We start from the raw sequence: 15,873 nt of genomic DNA, 5'->3' as shown, positions 1-15,873 counted from the left end.
CCGTTCCCCCGAGAGGGAGACGTCGTGAACACCGCCCGCGCACTCGTCGCCGCCATGCGTCCGCGCCAATGGCTGAAGAACGTCCTGGTGCTGGCCGCTCCGGTCGCCGCCGCACGCATCCTCGAGCCCGAGATCCTCGTCGCGACCGTCATCGGGGTGATCGCGTTCAGCCTCGCCTCCTCCGGCGGCTACCTGCTGAACGACCTCCTCGACGTCGAGTCGGACCGCGTGCACCCGAAGAAGCGCTTCCGCGCGATCGCCTCGGGCGCGCTGCCGCTGAAGGTCGCCTGGCCGGCCGCGTTCGTGCTGATGATCGTGCCGGTGCTGGTGACCTTCCTCCTCGGCTTCACCTGGTTCGCGGCGACGCTCGCGGCCTACCTGGTGATGCAGATCTCGTACTGCCTCTGGCTCAAGCACGAGCCGGTCATCGACATCCTGATCGTGGCGGGCGGCTTCGTACTCCGCGCGATCTCGGGCGCGGCCATCGCGGACATCCCGCTGACGCAGTGGTTCCTGCTCGCGGTGTCCTCGGGCTCGCTGTTCATGGTCGCGGGCAAGCGCTACTCCGAGAAGCTGCAGAGCGAGGGCAAGGAGGAGAGCCACACCCGCTCGACCCTCAAGGTCTACACGCCGGGCTATCTGCGCTTCATCTGGTCGGTCGCCGCGTCGCTGACGATGATCTCCTACGCGCTGTGGGCACTGTTCATCAACGGCGAGAACTCGCTCTGGTCGATGGCGTCGGTGGTGCCCTTCGGTGCGGCGCTCTTCCTCTACGCCCTCGACATCGAGCGCGGGCGGGCGTCGGCGCCGGAGGACATCGTGCTCGGCAACCTGCGGCTGCTGGTCTGCGGCGCGCTCTGGGCGGGGCTGTTCGTCGTCGCGATCATGACGCGGACGACCACGGGCTGAGGTCGCGGGTCGGGCGTCGAGCCGGGTCCGCCGCGGGATCGACGTCGTCGACGCCCTCGATCACCTCGCCGGGCTTCTCGGGGACCGCGAGCGCCTGCTCGGTGATCTCGTCGAGCAGGCCCGCGAGCTCGCGCTGGTCCTCCGGCACGTCGACCCCGCGGATCCCGGTGGCGCGGATGAGCAGCGGCAGGGTGCTGCCCTGGATCAGCAGCGTCCCAGCGATCTTCTCGCCTCGTTGAACGTCCGCGACTGCTGTGTCGTGTCCTCGGTGGGACCACCTCGGCCCCCGCACTACAGGAGGCATCATGCTCAAGCGAATCGCGACCACTGTGACGACTGCGGCGTTCGCCGCCGTCCTTCTCGCCGGATGTTCGACGGCCGCCGGCTCGGCCGCCTCGTCGGAAGCGCCGGCCGACAGCCCCTCCGCCACCGCGATGGCCTCCGCCACCGCGACCGCCTCCGCTGAGACGGCGGCTCTCACGACGGCGTCCTCGCCGCTGGGCGAGATCATCACGGACGAGGCCGGCTCCACCGTCTACACGTTCACGAAGGACACGCAGAACTCGGGCAGCAGCAGCTGCTACGACGAGTGCGCCACGACCTGGCCGGCCGTGTCGGCGTCCAGCACGACCGCCGCGGACGGGATCACCGGAGAGGTCGGCTCGATCACGCGCACCGACGGGACGACCCAGCTGACCGTCGACGGATGGCCGGTCTATCGGTTCGCGAAGGACACTGCACCGGGCCAGGTCAACGGGCAGGGTGTGAAGGACGCCTGGTACGTCCTCCTCCCTGACGGCACGATGAACAAGGAAGCCGCGGCCATGAGCACCGCCACCCCGGCGTCCTGATGCGACGGCGACCCGTCCCCGCGCAGCGAAGCGCATCGCCCGGACGGGTCGCCGGTTCTCGACAGGCAAGGACGGAAAGGGATGACCGGCAGTGATCGCAGCGACCGAGATGAGGGAGCGCGCCGTGGCGCTTCGAGGCGGTGAGCACTGTGCCCCGCCCCGTCGATGAGCTCCTGGCGGCGCTGTACGAGAGTCACGGCCCGGCGTTGCGGCGCTTCGTGCAGAACCTCACTCGGAACGCGGCGCTGACGGAGGACGTCGTGCAGGAGACGATGGTCCGCGCCTGGCAGCGCCCGCAGGTCCTCGAACGCGACGCCGACGCCGCCCGCGCGTGGCTGTTCACCGTCGCCCGCAACCTCGTCATCGACGACGCCCGCTCCGCTCGGAGCCGACGCGAAGTGCCGGCGAAGGACGAGGACGGCGGCGGCGCCGTCCCCGATCGCACCGACGCGGTCCTGGACAGCATCCTCGTCGCCGACGCTCTCGCCTCGCTGTCGGTGGAGCATCGTCGGATCGTGGTGGACGCGTACTTCCTCGGACACACCGTCCCCGAGATCGCTCGCCGGCACTCCATCCCCGAGGGAACAGCGAAATCCCGATTGCACTACGGACTGCGCGGACTGCGACTGGCTCTGCAGGAAAGGGGCGTCACCCGATGAACGACCACCACGGAAGCTCTGCGACGGAGGACGAGTACCGCGACTGGGACGCGTCCTACGTCCTCGGCGCTCTCCCCGCGGATCAGCGACTCGAGTACGAGCAGCACCTCAGCGGCTGCGCGGCCTGCCGCGCGGCCGTGGCAGAGCTGGCAGGACTGCCCGGCATCGTCGGTCGCCTCTCCGTCGAGGACGCTCTCGCCATCAGCGCATCGGACGACGGCGAGGAGGCGCCGCCGTCGATGGTGACGCTGCCCGCCATCGCCCACCGTGTCCGGACGCGCCGACGTCGGCGCCGGCTGGTGACGTCCCTCGCCGTCGCGGCCGCCGTCACCGCCTCCGTCTTCGGAGGCGTCGCTCTCGGCACGGGCATCGCGGGCGCTCCCGTGGCGAGCGAGGCGACCCTCGAACCGATGGACCCGATCGCGACCGATCCCGCTCTCGCTGCGGACATCGAGGTCGAGGGGAAGCCGTGGGGCACCCGGCTGGAGTGGAGCTGCACCTACAGTGGTGATGCGCCCGCCGACGCGGAGTACGAACTCGTGATCACCCGCACAGACGGCAGCACGATCACCGTCGCCACCTGGACGGCGGCCGGGCAGCGCGCCGTCGACCTGGCGGCGTCCACGGGCATCGCCCGGTCGGAGATCACCGGTGTCGACATCAGGGTCCGCGGTACGAACACCCCCCTCGTCCGCACCGACACCTGAGACACCATCCACCCGCAGGAGACACCGACACTGCCCGCGGTGCCGCGGACACCGGACAGGAGCAGACCTTGAGCACCGAGACCACGCCGCTGCACATCACCCGCGAGGGCCCGAGACGCTTCATCGGCCGCAACGCGCGAGGAGCCGAGGTCCGCATCGGCGGGTCGGAGGCCGACGGCGTGTTCTCGCCCGGCGAGCTGCTGCACCTCGCCCTCGCCGCCTGCGGCATGCTCTCCTCGGACCACCTCCTCGCCAGCCGCCTCGGAGCCGACTTCGAAGCGACCACCGACATCACCGCGACCAAGCCCGAGGGTGAGGACCGCTACGACTCGATCACCGCCGTGATCCGCGCCGACCTGTCGGCGCTCGATCCCGAGCGGATCGCCTCACTGTCCGAGCGCACCCGCCGGGCGGTCGACCGTCAGTGCACCGTCGGCCACACGCTCGAGCACGGCGCGGCGTACACCGTCGACATCGTGGACGACCAGGCCGTTCCCGTCAGCGGTCCGAGGACGGGGACCGTCTGAGATCAGCGCCTCATCGGTCACGACGACCGGTGCCGACCGAGCGGCGGACGTCTGCCTTCAGTGCCGTCAGTCCGCGACTCGCCGACCGGATCCGAGACGATTCGCGAGGCGGAGCGCGTTCACGGAGCGGAGGTGCTGGTCGGCGCGGTGACGTCCGTTGGCCGGCGACGGGTGCGGTGCCGCGAGGACGGGAACGACACGGGGATCATCGTGCAGGGTCAGGTAGCGCATGACCCCGTCGAGCGCCACGGTCCCGTAGGTGACGACGGCGTCGAGCGCGGGCAGCAGCTCCAGCAGCTCACCGAGCGCGAGCCTGCCCTGCTCGATGTCCGCGGGGCGGACGCGGCCAGGGATCTCCCACGGGATGAGGTTCCAGCGGAGGTAGTGGTCGCGGGAGAGTCCGGACTCGATGCGGGCCGCCCGGAACGCGGCGGCGGTGGGCCCGAGGTTGTCCTCACTGCAGACGGCAGCGGATCCCGCGGCGATCGTCCGAGGGCCGGGTGACTGCATCAGCACCAGGACGCGACTGGCGGTGCCGCCGGAGCGGGGATCGAAGCCCGGAACGAAGCGTCCGGTCGCGTCCGCGGTACTCCGCCAGGTCTCGGCGAGGGCGTTCAGGGTTCGGATGTCCACGATGGTCCTCGATCCCGGTCAGGCCGGTCGCGGTGGTGCGAGCAGGGTGCCGCGGATCACGGAACCGTGGAAGGTGCGGGCGGCGACGAAGATCCACGCGGCGACCAGGCCGACGTAGTAGAGCACGGCGAGGCCGGCGACGACCGTGAGACCGGAGTGCAGGGCGAGGCCGTTCAGTCCGGTGACGCAGGTGCCGACGGGGAACGTGAACGACCACCACGTCAGACTGAACGGCAGGTGCTCCTTCGCGGTGCGGAGGGTGATCGCGAGGGCGATGACGGTCCAGAGCAGTGCGAAGCCGAGCATCGCGAAGCCGTACACCAGAGCCACGACCAGCAGCGCACGCGCCGTGCCGGCGTCGACGACGGTGGGCGCGTTCGAGGCGAGCAGATTCACAGCGGTGATCGACTGTCCGACCGGTCCGAGGACGATCCACAGCGTCGGCACCATCCCGGCTGCTCCGACCTTGTGCTGCGCGAGCCGGTTCCAGATCAGGGTGATCACCACCAGCGACGCGACCAGGCTGAGGCCGAAGAAGCCGTAGCAGGACCACAGGAGCGTCTCCCGCGCTTGCCCGGCTGGCGCGTACGGCAGCAGCAGTGCGCCGGTGGAAGCGGACACCATCGGCGGAACGATCGGCATCAGCCAGCCGCCGAACGCCGAATCGGGCTTGTTCTCGTGCCGGGTGAACGCGAGGTAGGGCACCAGGACCGCCGTCGCCAGCCCGCCGAGTGTCCCCGCACCCCAGAGCACCCAGTCGATGGTGACAGCGGCGGGCAGGCCGATCCAGTCCTTGCCGAGAAGGAGGGTCCCCGCGCCGACGGTGAGGAACGCCATGGGCGGCGCGCCGTAGAAGTGCGAGAGGACCGGATTCAGGTGGTGCCTCATCGCTGTACCGCGGTAGCGGACCCAGTGCAGCCCGGTCGCGACCGTCAGCGCGACGAGCAGCAGTGCGGCGATCGCCCAGACGACGGTGGCCCCGGTACGCAGTCCGGGGAACTGGAGGGGCAGGGACGCGGCGGCGACCGCGACGATGCCGGTGCCCATGATCGACGCGAACCAGTTCGGCGTCAGGTTCGACACGATCAGTCCCGGATGCTCCAGCTCCCGGAACAAGCGCCTCGACCGCGGAGGATGCCCGATCGAGGAAGATGCGCGGGCGGGGGAGAGAGTTGTCATGACTCCAGCCTGAGCATCGCCGTCCCCAGCCGATACAGCGATCGTGTTGGCGGGGCACAATGAGTGCTTGTGGCGACGCGGCGATTGACGGACCGGATCCTGGATCTCGACACGCTGGAGGTGCTCGAACGCATCGCCGAGGCGGGCTCGCTCTCCCGTGCCGCCGAAGACCTCGGCGTCACCCAGCAGGCCGTTTCGGCGCGTCTGCGGGTCGCGGAGCGCGCCATCGGGCAGCCGCTCGTGCGCCGCTCTCCGACCGGGTCCCTGATGACCGACGCGGGCCGGCTCGTGCTCGAGCTGGCCGGCCCGGTCCTCGAGGCGTCCCGCCGCCTCGAGGCGGGCGCGGCAGCACTGCGACAGCCGACCGGCTCACTGGTCCTCGCGGCGTCGCAGACGATCGCCGAACTGCTGCTCCCACGCTGGCTCCTCGAATTCCGACAGCGCACACCCGAGGTGAGTGTGCAGCTGATCGCCGGCAATTCAGCCACGGTCACCGAGCTCGTGCGATCCGGTGCGGCGCAGCTCGGATTCGTCGAGACTCCGGCGTCCACGGCCACGCTCTCCTCTCACGTGGTCACGGAGGACGAACTCGCTGTCGTCGTCGCACCGGACCACCCCTGGGCACGCGCGGCGAGTATCAGCGCCGAGGACTTGGCCGGGACCGCACTGCTGACACGAGAGGAAGGCTCCGGCACCCGGACGACCCTCGAAGCATGGCTCCACGACGCCGGGCTCGCACCCACGACTCCCGCCGCGATCCTGGAGACGACGGCGATCATCCGAGCGAACGCCCGCGCCGGCATCGCGCCCGCCGTCATGAGCATCCTCACCGTCGAAGCAGATCTCGCCGCGCGCTCACTGATACGAGTGCCCCTCCGCGGACCAGCACTCGTGCGACCCCTCCGCGCCATCTGGTCCGATCGCATCGGGTCGTCCGCGGCGGCGTTCCTGGAGATCGCGCACGAGATGCGCTGACCGGTGCACGGCCGGGCCGGGCCGAACCGGAGTGGTCACCTCTGCACACGGCGGCACGGACGTCACTTCGCGGTGATGGCGAAGAGCCCGCCGATGCCGACGGTGTAGAGCGCGAGCACGATCACCGAGTCGACTCCCATGCCGGCGATGCGGCGGGTGGGTCGGAAGATCAGTCCGACGACGTAGACGAGGGTGAGCAGGGCGGCGAGAGCGGTGAGGTAGATGTCGGACGAGTTCGCCTGCGGGAGGACCGCGGTGCCGGAGAGGACGGTGGCGACGAGGAACAGGACGGGGAGGAAGGCATTGCCGCCGAAGATGTCGCTGATGGCGAGGTTGTCGTCGCCCTGCTTGATGGCTTGCAGCCCGGTCGAGATCTCGGGGAGGGAGGTGGCGAGAGCGAGCACGGTGGCTCCGAACAGCACCCCTGAGAGACCGAGCTGCGAGGATGCCGCGTCACCGGCGCGCTCGAGCACGACACCGGCGAGGAGGGTCGCCGCGGCGGAGATCGTGAACACGATGGTCGCCTTGCGTGTGCTCATCGGGTGCGTCTTCTTCTTCGCGGGGGATGCTGTCGCGTCGGGGGCCCGCCCGTCCTCGTGCCAGGGGAGGTGCTTGCCGGAGCGCTGCACGAGCAGCAGCCCCACGACCCAGAGGCCGGCGATGAGGACGACGTCCGGGGTCAGGCGCAGCACTTCCAGTCCGGAGGGCAGCTGGCTGCCGGCGATGACGACGGCGAGCACCGCGACGACCACGAGCCCCTCGAGCACGAGTGTGAGGGACGCAGCACGGTAGGTGAGCGGCTTCGCACCCTTTCCGCGCTTGCCGAACAGGTCGAGGACGACGAGGACCACGGTCTGCAGTGCGATGCCGCCGAGGATGTTGCCGACCGCGACGTCCAGGTTCCCGGAGAGCGCGGCGGACACGGTGATCGCGATCTCCGGCAGGTTCGTCGCGACGGCGAGGACGATCAGACCGCCCAGCGCACTCCCCAGGTGCAGACGCGCGTCCAGAACGTCCGTGGCCTTCGACAACTGGATGCCGGCGACCCACACCACTGCGGCGGCGGCGAGGAAGATGACGACGAGAACAACGAGAGGCAGACCATCCATGCACTGAGTGAACCGCGCCGACGACGATTCGAGACCCCCTTGCGCCGGGGCTGCTTCTCACCGTCAGCACCGGCCGGTCCTCATGATCCCCCTCTCCCCGGTCGATGATTCGGAGCCGCTGCCCTGGTCCTGACCGAGGTGCGGGCGTAAGCTGATGGCAGTGGCGATGGATCCCGCCCGAGCGTGAGCTCGAACTGCCGCCGAGGCTGATGGTTCCTACCTTCTCGATCAGAGACCAGGTAGGTGACCCGTGCCCGCGCATCCCCCGCTCGTCCTCGTGCGCCACGGTGAGAGCACCGGCAACGCCGACGGTCTCTTCTGCGGCGTCCTCGACGTCCCCCTCACCGACCTCGGACGTGACGAAGCGCGACAGGCCGCGACGCTGCTGAGGGACGCATCGATCGACCCCGATCTGATCCTCACGTCGACCCTGCAACGCTCCGCCGAATCGGCCCGGATCATCGTCGGCGCCCTTCCAGGGCGGCCGCGGATCGTCGCGGCCCAGTGGCGGCTGAACGAGCGCAACTACGGAGCGCTCACCGGCCTGTCGAAAAGCGCCGTCAGAGCCCGGTACGGGGCCGACGCCTTCCTGGAGTGGCGCCGGTCGATGGACGTCCGCCCGCCTGCTCTGTCCGCCGCCGCCTTCGCGCAGCTGCACAGGTCTGCGGCGTTCCGTGGGCAGCCGGCCGAGGCGATGACGGAGACGGAGTCGTTGCGCGACGTCGTCCACCGACTGCAGCCGCTCCTCGAGGAGCGCATCCTGCCCGCCCTCGAGGAGGGCGAGACGGTGCTCATCGTCGGGCACGGCAACTCCCTGCGCGCGCTGCGCGCCCTTCTCGAGGACCTCGGCGATGCCGCGGTCCGCGATCTGAACATCCCGACCGGTCAGCCGTACCTGTACGACACCGGGCCGTCCGGGACACCGATCTCGAGGAGCGGACGCTACCTCGACCCCGCAAGAGCCGACCGGGCGGCGATCACGCTCGCCCACGAAGGAGGAACCTGATGAACGCCTACATCAGCCACACCCGCACCAGCATCCACGGATCGGGCGAGTACGTCGCCCACCCCGCCGGACACCCGCTGGTCATCGCCGACGTCGCCGCACGGCAGATCCTCGACTCCCGCGGCTTCCCGACCGTCGCTGTCACCCTGCGTCTGGACGACGACACCGTCCTGGACGCCTCCGCCCCCGCAGGCGCCTCGACCGGCGCGTTCGAAGCGGTCGAGCTGCGCGACGGCGGCCCCGCGTTCGGCGGACGCGGAGTCCGCTTCGCTGTCGCGGCCGTCGACGGCGAGATCCGCGCCCTCCTGCTCGAGCACTCCTGGACCTCGCTTCGCGAGATCGACGAAGCGCTGCGAGCACTGGATGGAACCGCGAACCTCGCCCGCCTCGGAGCGAACTCCGTCGTCGCCGTCTCCATCGCGGCCGCCCGCGCCTTCGCAGCGCGCACCGGCCTGCCCCTGCACCGGTGGATCGCCGATCACACCGGGGCGACCGCCTCCCTGCCCGTCCCGCACTTCAACGTCATCAACGGCGGCGCGCACGCCGCGAACGGCCTCGACTTCCAAGAGTTCATGATCGCCCCCGTCTCCGCCGGCACCGAGGAGGAGGCCGTGCAGGTCGGCGCGGAGATCTATCACGCCCTCGCCGCCCGCGTCCGCACCGCCTACGGCACCTCCGGGCTCGGCGACGAGGGCGGCTTCGCGCCCCCCATCGACCGGCCCGAGGACGCCCTGGACCTCCTCGTCGCAGCGATCACCGACGCCGGATACCAGCCCGGCACCGGTGACATCGCGATCGCGATGGATCCCGCCGCGAACGGCTTCTTCCACGGCGACGGCCACTACACCGTCGCCGGCACCGACCTCGACCGCGACGCACTCGCCCGCTACTACGAGAAGCTGATCGCCGACTACCCGATCCGCAGCATCGAGGACGGTTTCGCCGAGGACGACCACGAGGGCTGGGCCCTCCTCGCCCACACCATCAGCGACCGGGTGCAGCTCGTGGGAGACGACCTCTACGTCACCGACGCCGACCGCATCCGCGACGGAGCCCGCAACGGCTACTCCAACGCCGCACTCATCAAGCCCAACCAGATCGGCACCATCACCGGCACCCTCGACGCGATCGCGGCCGCGCACGACGCCGGCATGCGCTGCATGGTCTCCCACCGCTCCGGCGAGACCCTCGACACCTTCATCGCCGACCTCTCGGTGGGAACCGGAGTCGGGCAGATCAAATCCGGCGCCCCCGCGCGCGGTGAGAGGGTCGCGAAGTACAACCGCCTCGTCGACATCGAGCACCTCGACCCCGCGCTGCACTACGGCCTCACCCACTGACCCGCCCCCTCCCGAAAGGCCCCGCTCCTCGTGACCGATGACCTCCACCGTCACCGCCCCCCGGACCCCGACCCCGAGCTGCCGGTCGACAGCGACCTCGACGTCGACGACGCCCCCGACGGGACGCCACGACCCGTGCACCTGCGCCTGCGGTACCTCCTCCTCGTCGCCGCCGGCGGCACGGTCGGGACCGGGGCGCGGGAGGGCCTGACCCTCGCGTTCCCCGCCGGTCCCGCCTTCGACACCGTCGTCTTCGCCATCAACATCGTCGGCGCGCTCCTGCTCGGCGTGCTCCTGGAGGGCCTCGCCAGAGCCGGCAGCGACGAGGGCCGACGCCGCACCGCACGGCTGCTGCTCGGTACCGGAGCGCTCGGAGGCTTCACCACCTACAGCACCCTCGCCACCGACACCGCCCACCTGCTCACCACAGGACACCCCGCACCCGCCGCCCTCTACGCGCTCGGCACCGTCCTCCTCGGTGCCCTCGCGTCCTGGACAGGGATCGTCCTCGCCGCAGCACTCCACCGGCGACGCACGCAGAGGAAGGTGCCGGCATGACACCCGCACTGTTCCTCGCGCTCTCCCTCGCCGGTGGAATCGGAGCCGCGACACGGCTCCTCCTCGACGGGCTCATCAAAGCCCGCACCGGCGGCGCCTACCCCTGGGGCACCACCGTCATCAACGTCACCGGATCACTCCTCCTCGGACTGATCACCGGCCTCGCCCTCGCAGGCATCGCCCCCGAATCGTGGCGACTCGTCCTCGGCACCGGCTTCCTCGGCGGCTACACCACCTTCTCCACCGCCAGCCTCGAGACCGTCCGCCTCCTCGCCGAAGGACGCCGCCTCGCCTCCGTCACCAACGCGCTCGGCATGCTCCTCCTCAGCGTCATCGCCGCAGCGACAGGACTCTGGCTCGGAGGCGCGCGATGAGCATCATCGATGGCCGCGAGAGCGGGAGCGGTTCTCTTCCTCGACGCTGATGACGGCGGCGATGCCGAGCTCCATCAGAGCGTCCTGCGGGCGGCGTCGGGCATCGGCGGTCTCGATTCGGGGAGGGGGAGGCGCCTGTCCGTGCGGGGGCGCTCGCGCGCGCGGGCGCTCGCGCGCGCGGTCGAGGCCGGACGGCGAGTCTGCGCTCGTGTCCGGCCTCGGCCTAGGGGGGTTGCGGGTGGCGGGTGCGTGGCTCCGCGACCCGATCTCCTGGGAAGAGACGCCCGCCTGCCTGCTGGTCGAGCAGCCCCGCAGGGGCGTATCGAGACCCGACTCCCCACGGACGTCGGTCGCCTTCCTGCCCTGCTGCCGCTCGTCAGCGCCGGTCGAGGACCCGGACGAGGCCGATCAGGAGGGCGATCGTCCCCAGCGCGGCGATCGCGATCGCGGCGGCTCCGGCCGGGCCGAGCGAGAGCGCCCAGTCGACGACGGCGGTCCGCAGCCCGGCGTCGGCGGCGAGGAGGAGCAGGAGGACCGCGACGGCGGCCTGGACCAGCCCCCAGACGATCGCGCCGGCGCGGATCCTGGGCCGCTTCGCGGTCTCGGTGGCGGTGCTGGTCTGCGTGGCGGTGGTGCTCTGCGCGGTCATCGTCCTACCTCCGTCGGGGTCGTGCTGTCGGTTCCGGGCGGGGTGCCGGGGTCTGTCGGGGTGGTGGGGTCCGTCGTGGTGGGGTCAGTCGTGCTGCCGGTGTCCGTCGGGGTCGGGAGGTCGGTCGCGGCAGCGGTCGCCCCCGAGGTCGGCTCCGCGGTCGCAGTGCCGTCCTGGTCGAGTGCGGCGCCGCTGGTCGAGTCCTCGGCGGTCCGGTCGTAGACGGTGACCCCGCCGCGGCCCTGCGCGATCCGGACGACGACCGGCTCGGCGTCCGGGTCGCCGAAGGTCTGCGTCCACGTGGCTCCGTCGCGGCTGTACTCGACGTTCTCCGGCTCGGAGCCCACGTCGCCGTCGGCGAAAGCGGTCGTCAGCCAGTAGTAGCCGTTGGCCGTGGACGCCTCGAGGCGGACCGCCGCCCCCGCCATCGGCATAACGGTGATGTTCCCGGCGCCCTGCCAGACGTCGATCACCTCCCCCGGGGCACCCAGCGACGGGTCGATCGAGATCTGCAGGTCGCCCGCAACCATCGCGTAGCTGCCCGGAACCGCGTTCGAGAGGCCGTACGAGCTGAGCATCGGCAGCAGCTGGCGATCGGGCGGGACGAGCGATGCGGTCGAGGCTGTCAGCACCGTGATCACCGAGACCGCGATCAGGAGGATCGCGCGCCGGCGCAGCAGTCCCGCGGCGACGATCGCCAGGGCGAGCACCAGGGTCGCGACGCTGAAGCCGACGACTGTCGCGGTCGAGCCGGAGACGGTGAGCGACGCGATCGCGCCGACGACGGCGGCCAGGCCGAGCACGAGCAGGGTGACGCTCCTCCGCAGCCGCGGGTTCGCCTCGCGGTGCAGCCGACGCCGCTCGAGGCGCGCCGCGGTGATCGCGGCGGCTCGGAGGCGCGACTCCTCGGCACGGGCCCGGGCCGTCTCGCGGGCGGTCGCGCTCTCCTGGGCGCGGAACGCCTCCCGCTCGGCCTTCCACTCCTCCTGGCGCTCGCGCCACAGCGCGAGGTCCTCGGGGGTGCTCGGCCGCGGCTCGGTCGGGCGCTGCGGAGGGAGGAGGGGAGCGCCGCTCGCGGGCTCGCCCTTCGGGGCGGGGTAGCCGGCGGCCGAGGCGCCGGGTCCCTCGGGGCTGCCGTACGGCGGGGGCGTCGGGTCGGTGCGGCCCGAGCGGCGGGCGATCCAGACCACGAAGAGCACGATGAGGACCAGGACGACGACCGTCCAGAGGGCACGGCCGGTGGCGGGCGCCCAGGGGACCGCCCCGGTGTACGCGCCGCCGAGCGACCAGAAGCCCTGCGCGACCGGGAGCATCGAGGCGAGCACCAGGGCGCCGATCCCGGCGTGGACCCGGGTCAGGCGCCCGCGGAGCAGCTCCTCGACCGGCAGCACGCCGTCCTCGTCGGGCAGCAGCAGCCAGGCCGCCGCGTAGAAGAGGAAGGCCGGGCCGCCGAGGACGGCGACCACGACGAAGATCCCGCGCACGATCAGCGGGTCGATGCCGAGGCGGTCGGCGATGCCGGAGCAGACGCCGCCGACCCAGCCGGGCCGGCGGGCGAGATCGAGGGAGCGCAGCCAGAGGAGGAAGCGGTTCTCGGAGGAGGGGCCGGATGCGGAGGCGCCGGGGCCGGGGGTGCCGGTCCCGGGGGTGCCGTTCCCGGGATCGCCTGCTCCAGCGGTCGGGTCCGGCGTCGGCGGATCGCCCGCCGTCTCCTGCGCCGGGTCCGGCGGGGTCGTGCTCGCTGCTGTCATGGCTCGAGTGTGACCCTCCTCCACAGCCGCCGACCATCGGGGGAACCCCTGATCCGACCCCGACTCCCGCCCCGGCGACCCCGACGACCTGTTTGGATGCAGGGGTGAGCACACCCACCCTCCCGAGCACCGCGGCGCATCCGCCGCGGCGTCGGCCGTCCCCGGGCCGATCGTCCGCGGGTCGGCCCGCCTCGGCCCGGCCTCCGCTGCGCCGCCCGCGCCGGATGGTCCTCGGCGGCGTGTGCGCGGCGCTCGCCGAGCACCTGGGCCTGCGCCCGGGGACGGTGCGCTTCCTCATGATCATCGCGACGCTGCTGGGCGGCGGCGGTGCGCTGCTCTACCTGTGGCTGTGGGCGCTGGTGCCCCTGCGCGACGCCGGCCCCGAGTCGGGCGAGCAGGCGGGCGGTGTGCGGCGGGCCGTCCCGGTCGCCGTGCTGCTCGTCGGCGTCGCCGGGGCCGCGACGCTCTCGGTCGTGGTCGCGCTGCGCGGGGGCGACGACACCGACGTCACCCGGGCGCTCGCCGCCGTCGCGGTGCTCTCCGGCGGCGCCGTCGCCTGGAGTCTCGGACTCGACCGCGGCGATCCGTCCCGCTCGGCGCGCTCCTCCGTCCTGGTCCGCCTCGCCGCCTGCGCTGTGCTCGTCGTCGCCGGGGCCGCCGTGCTCACGGCCCGCCCGAGCGCGGTCAACGCGGTCCTCGCCGTCGGCGTCCTCCTGGTCGCCGCGGGCGTGCTCGCCGCGCCCCGGGTCGTCACGCTGTGGACCGAGCTGATGGGCGAGCGCGCGGCGCGGGTCCGCGAGGAGCAGCGCGCCGAGATCGCCGCGCACCTGCACGACTCGGTGCTGCAGACCCTCGCGCTGATCCAGAACCGGGCGGGCGCCTCCAGCGAGGTCGCCCGCATCGCCCGCGCGCAGGAGCGGGAGTTGCGCGACTGGCTCTTCGAGCGCGACGTCCCGGTCGCGAACGACCTGGCGGCCGAGATCCGCGCCATCGCCGCCGCGATCGAGCTCGACTGGCCGGCGACGCTCGAGGTGGTCGCGGTGGGGGCCTCGGTGCCGGGCGCCGCCCCCGTGCTCGCCGCGACCCGCGAGGCGATGCTCAACGCGGCTCGGCACGCAGGCGGCGAGGTCTCGGTCTACGTCGAGTCGTCGGCCACCGGGGTCGACGTCTTCGTGCGCGACCGCGGCCCCGGAGTCGACCTCGGCGCACTCCCCGGCGACCGCCTCGGCATCCGCGAGTCGATCGTCGGCCGGATGGCGCGCGCCGGCGGCAGCGCGACCGTGCGGCCCGGCGCGGGCGGCTCGGGCACCGAGGTCCACCTGCGCCTGCCGGCGGGGGCCGAGCGGTGACCCGCGTCGTGCTGGTCGACGACCACTCCATCTTCCGCTCCGGGCTGCGCGCCGATCTCGCCCCCGAGCTCGACGTCGTGGGCGAGGCGGCCGACGTCGACTCCGCCGTCGCGCTGGTCGCGGCCGAGCGTCCGGACGTGGTGCTGCTCGACGTGCACCTGCCCGGCGGCGCGGGTGGCGGCGGCGCCGAGGTCCTGCGCCGCAGCGCCGCGCACCTCGACGCGGTGCGCTTCCTGGCGCTGAGCGTCTCGGACGCGGCGGAGGACGTGGTCGGCGTCATCCGCGCCGGAGCCCGCGGCTACATCACCAAGGCAAGCTCCGGCGCCGAGGTCAGCCGGGCGGTCCTCGCGGTGGCCGGCGGCGACGCCGTCTTCTCACCGCGCCTGGCCGGCTTCGTCCTCGACGCCTTCGGCGCCCTCAGCGGCGAGCAGGCGGAGTCCGTCGACGAGCTCGACCGCCTCTCGGCTCGCGAGCGTGAGGTGATGCGCCTCATCGCCCGCGGCTACGCCTACAAGGAGGCCGCCGCCGAGCTCTTCATCTCGGTGAAGACCGTCGAGTCCCACGTCTCCGCGGTGCTCCGCAAGCTCCAGCTCTCCTCCCGCTACGAGCTGACCGCCTGGGCTTCGGCCCGCCGCCTCCTCTGAGGAAGGCTCCCGTCTGATCTGCAGGCGATCCGATGCGGTAGGCGCCTTCCACCGCGAGGCGCGGAAGACGGATTCGCGCATCGCCTGCAGATCGGACAACGGACGGAAGACGCCCCCGCGCCCGGAAGCTAGAACGAGAGCAGCGGGAGGAACGGCAGCGCGGCCAGCGCCGCGAGCGTGCCGAGTGCCGCGCCCGCGAGCACGTCGGTCGGGAAGTGCATCCCGAGCACGAGGCGCGACAGCAGCATCACCAGCACGACGAGGACGGCGAGCGGCCACAGCGCGGGCAGCATCACGGCGAACACGATCGCCGCGGCGGTGGTCGAGGACGCGTGCGAGCTCGGGAAGCTGAGCTTGCTCGGCGCCGTCCCCCGCACCTCGACGCCCTCGCCGAGGGGACGCGGCCGCCGGACGACGCGCTTGATCACGATCGACAGCCCGTGCGCCACGACGATCGCGACGTCGCAGAGCGCCCACGCCCAGAAGCGGGACGGATCGGCGAACGCACCGACCACGCCCAGCAGCAGCCAGCCCGCGGCGTGCTCGCCGAAGAAGCTGAGCCAGCGGGCGATCGGGCGCAGGGGCGGTGCCAGCGGCGAGCGCTGCACAGCGACGATGACCGCGGACTCGCGGCTCCGGAGGGTCGACATCGC

The 15,873-nt window shown here is 72.2% G+C and carries 19 protein-coding genes and 1 riboswitch; of the genes, 12 read left to right on the top strand and 7 right to left on the bottom strand.

All coding sequences use genetic code 11. The features are described 5' to 3' along the window. Positions 1-24 precede the first annotated feature (24 nt). A complete protein-coding gene (locus tag EDF22_RS17175; RefSeq protein WP_123447195.1) occupies positions 25-909 on the top strand; it encodes a decaprenyl-phosphate phosphoribosyltransferase in 885 nt (294 codons plus the stop codon). On the opposite strand, the gene EDF22_RS17170 is transcribed toward EDF22_RS17175, so the two are convergent. Beyond that, entirely contained in the window at positions 884-1,216 is a 333-nt protein-coding gene (locus tag EDF22_RS17170; RefSeq protein WP_148059226.1) for a hypothetical protein, read from the bottom strand. The two genes, EDF22_RS17175 and EDF22_RS17170, sit on opposite strands and share 26 nt — an antisense overlap. Between EDF22_RS17170 and EDF22_RS17165 the strand changes: the two genes are divergently transcribed. The 4 genes from EDF22_RS17165 (at position 1,215) to EDF22_RS17150 (ending at position 3,653) form a co-directional block, all read left to right on the top strand. After that, on the top strand, positions 1,215-1,760 hold the full coding sequence (locus tag EDF22_RS17165; RefSeq protein WP_123706069.1) for a hypothetical protein: 546 nt from the start codon (positions 1,215-1,217) through the stop codon (positions 1,758-1,760). The two genes, EDF22_RS17170 and EDF22_RS17165, sit on opposite strands and share 2 nt — an antisense overlap. A 149-nt stretch (positions 1,761-1,909) precedes the next feature. Continuing rightward, entirely contained in the window at positions 1,910-2,419 is a 510-nt protein-coding gene (locus tag EDF22_RS17160; RefSeq protein ID WP_056045897.1) for a sigma-70 family RNA polymerase sigma factor, read from the top strand. Beyond that, positions 2,416-3,126 carry an anti-sigma factor gene (locus tag EDF22_RS17155; protein WP_123706068.1) on the top strand — a complete coding sequence of 237 codons (711 nt, stop codon included), beginning with the start codon at positions 2,416-2,418 and terminating at the stop codon, positions 3,124-3,126. Before EDF22_RS17160 ends, EDF22_RS17155 begins: the two co-directional genes overlap by 4 nt. A 68-nt stretch (positions 3,127-3,194) precedes the next feature. Beyond that, positions 3,195-3,653: an OsmC family protein gene (locus tag EDF22_RS17150; protein ID WP_123706067.1), complete on the top strand. Its 459-nt coding sequence runs from the start codon at positions 3,195-3,197 to the stop codon at positions 3,651-3,653. Positions 3,654-3,719: 66 nt separating this feature from the next. Here EDF22_RS17150 and EDF22_RS17145 read toward each other — a convergent pair whose 3' ends face one another. Together EDF22_RS17145 and EDF22_RS17140 are read right to left on the bottom strand one after the other, a co-directional pair. After that, positions 3,720-4,286, bottom strand: a complete 567-nt coding sequence (locus EDF22_RS17145; RefSeq protein WP_260303526.1) for a uracil-DNA glycosylase family protein — start codon at positions 4,284-4,286, stop codon at positions 3,720-3,722. A gap of 18 nt (positions 4,287-4,304) precedes the next feature. Beyond that, positions 4,305-5,369 (bottom strand): TDT family transporter, encoded by a 1,065-nt coding sequence (locus tag EDF22_RS17140; RefSeq protein ID WP_243839871.1) that lies wholly within the window; start codon positions 5,367-5,369, stop codon positions 4,305-4,307. Between the two features lie 159 nt (positions 5,370-5,528). Between EDF22_RS17140 and EDF22_RS17135 the strand changes: the two genes are divergently transcribed. After that, entirely contained in the window at positions 5,529-6,440 is a 912-nt protein-coding gene (locus EDF22_RS17135) for a LysR family transcriptional regulator (protein WP_311316360.1), read from the top strand. Between the two features lie 62 nt (positions 6,441-6,502). Here the strand turns inward: EDF22_RS17135 and EDF22_RS17130 are convergent, their stop codons facing one another. Continuing rightward, complete coding sequence (locus EDF22_RS17130; RefSeq protein ID WP_123706063.1) at positions 6,503-7,549, bottom strand: sodium:calcium antiporter; 1,047 nt, start codon at positions 7,547-7,549, stop codon at positions 6,503-6,505. Between the two features lie 153 nt (positions 7,550-7,702). Continuing rightward, positions 7,703-7,775: riboswitch (Fluoride riboswitch) on the top strand. Positions 7,776-7,799: 24 nt separating this feature from the next. Here EDF22_RS17130 and EDF22_RS17125 point away from each other — a divergent pair. From EDF22_RS17125 to crcB, 4 genes are read left to right on the top strand one after another with little or no spacing between them, the layout of a single operon-like run. Beyond that, positions 7,800-8,555, top strand: coding sequence for a 2,3-diphosphoglycerate-dependent phosphoglycerate mutase (locus EDF22_RS17125; protein WP_123706062.1), 756 nt, complete (start codon positions 7,800-7,802; stop codon positions 8,553-8,555). Continuing rightward, positions 8,555-9,895, top strand: coding sequence for a phosphopyruvate hydratase (gene eno, locus EDF22_RS17120; protein WP_123706061.1), 1,341 nt, complete (start codon positions 8,555-8,557; stop codon positions 9,893-9,895). Before EDF22_RS17125 ends, eno begins: the two co-directional genes overlap by 1 nt. 30 nt (positions 9,896-9,925) lie before the next feature. Next, complete coding sequence (locus tag EDF22_RS17115; protein ID WP_243839873.1) at positions 9,926-10,453, top strand: CrcB family protein; 528 nt, start codon at positions 9,926-9,928, stop codon at positions 10,451-10,453. Continuing rightward, positions 10,450-10,827 (top strand): fluoride efflux transporter CrcB, encoded by a 378-nt coding sequence (crcB, locus tag EDF22_RS17110; RefSeq protein ID WP_123706060.1) that lies wholly within the window; start codon positions 10,450-10,452, stop codon positions 10,825-10,827. The genes EDF22_RS17115 and crcB overlap by 4 nt, the downstream gene beginning before the upstream one ends. A 376-nt stretch (positions 10,828-11,203) precedes the next feature. On the opposite strand, the gene EDF22_RS17105 is transcribed toward crcB, so the two are convergent. Then, positions 11,204-11,476 carry a hypothetical protein gene (locus EDF22_RS17105; RefSeq protein WP_123447184.1) on the bottom strand — a complete coding sequence of 91 codons (273 nt, stop codon included), beginning with the start codon at positions 11,474-11,476 and terminating at the stop codon, positions 11,204-11,206. Beyond that, a complete protein-coding gene (locus tag EDF22_RS17100) occupies positions 11,473-13,227 on the bottom strand; it encodes a PspC domain-containing protein (RefSeq protein WP_123706059.1) in 1,755 nt (584 codons plus the stop codon). Before EDF22_RS17100 ends, EDF22_RS17105 begins: the two co-directional genes overlap by 4 nt. Positions 13,228-13,331: 104 nt before the next feature. Here EDF22_RS17100 and EDF22_RS17095 point away from each other — a divergent pair, with 104 nt between their 5' ends. Continuing rightward, positions 13,332-14,576: an ATP-binding protein gene (locus tag EDF22_RS17095; RefSeq protein WP_260303524.1), complete on the top strand. Its 1,245-nt coding sequence runs from the start codon at positions 13,332-13,334 to the stop codon at positions 14,574-14,576. After that, a complete protein-coding gene (locus EDF22_RS17090; protein ID WP_123447181.1) occupies positions 14,573-15,220 on the top strand; it encodes a response regulator transcription factor in 648 nt (215 codons plus the stop codon). The genes EDF22_RS17095 and EDF22_RS17090 overlap by 4 nt, the downstream gene beginning before the upstream one ends. A gap of 128 nt (positions 15,221-15,348) precedes the next feature. Here EDF22_RS17090 and EDF22_RS17085 read toward each other — a convergent pair whose 3' ends face one another. Next, positions 15,349-15,870 (bottom strand): phosphatase PAP2 family protein, encoded by a 522-nt coding sequence (locus tag EDF22_RS17085; RefSeq protein ID WP_123706057.1) that lies wholly within the window; start codon positions 15,868-15,870, stop codon positions 15,349-15,351. Positions 15,871-15,873 lie beyond the last annotated feature (3 nt).

It is taken from the genome of Rathayibacter sp. PhB127, assembly GCF_003751665.1.
Taxonomy (GTDB): Bacteria; Actinomycetota; Actinomycetes; order Actinomycetales; family Microbacteriaceae; genus Rathayibacter; species Rathayibacter festucae.
The sequence above is the reverse complement of the archived record's forward strand: the minus strand, read 5'-3'. Positions and strand labels throughout refer to the sequence as shown.